The organism is Filibacter tadaridae (genome assembly GCF_900609045.1).
Classification (GTDB): Bacteria; Bacillota; Bacilli; order Bacillales_A; family Planococcaceae; genus Sporosarcina; species Sporosarcina tadaridae.
Window position 1 is genome coordinate 1 of sequence record NZ_UXAV01000046.1, and the last position, 916, is coordinate 916.

The following is a 916-nucleotide window of genomic DNA, read 5'->3' on the forward strand; positions in this document are numbered from 1 at the left end:
GGACATTTTGAAGGGACCATTTGAATTCGATGGTTCACAAACTGGTTTTCAGGTGCTGAAAGAGAAGATTAACCAAACTCGAGAAGCCCACCAGCTGACAGATGTGATTCTTGGGATTGAGACAACTGCCCATTATTACGAGGATTTGGTTAGGGTCTGCGGAGTTGAAGGCTATTTGGTGCGGGTTATCAATGCGGCGACAACTGCTGAAATACGGAGAAAGATGTTGAACTACACAAAGACTGACCGGGTTGATTTGAATGCGATTGTCCAAGCGATTCTACAGGGACATGGGGAAACGAGTCGGAAAAAGGAAGAGGATTTTGAAAAGCTACAGACATTGACTCGTGCTAGACGACGGATGGTAGATGATAAGACCCGTTGTGTGAACCATATACGACTCTATATGGATCATATCTTTCGGGAATTCCAAGGTAAAAACATTCGGGTTGATGGAAAGAACCAGGTGATGAAAATTTTTGATGAAATCACTTCAAAGTCGTCGCTCTTTTTGATGAAACATTACCCACATCCTTCGGATATTCTTACATTGGGGCATGCAGGATTAAGAGAATTATCGATTGAACACAACCTTAAAATGCGAGATAGTGCCATAGAACGGCTTTTGACCTATGCCAGAGAAAGTATTTCAAAGCCGAAAGAAACATTGGTCGCTGAACTTCTCCTTCTTCGTCTAAAGCTGGATGAATACGAGCTGATCCATCGACAGATAGTTGAATTGGACGAAATAATCGAAGGGCTGCTTCTTGAGACAGATGGCGGCATACTGTTAAGCATTCCAGGTATCGCCATGACACTCGCTGCTGAATTGACGGCGGAGATGGGCAACTTGGAGAACTTCAGCAGTGCAGGCCAATTGATCAAAATGGCTGGTACTAACCCGGTTGTGAAACAA

The 916-nt window shown here is 43.9% G+C and carries 1 protein-coding gene; it reads left to right on the forward strand.

Annotated elements, in window-relative coordinates:
* Positions 1-916, forward strand: a 916-nt coding sequence (locus FILTAD_RS14940; RefSeq protein WP_148085406.1) for an IS110 family transposase, incomplete at both ends; no start/stop codon positions are given.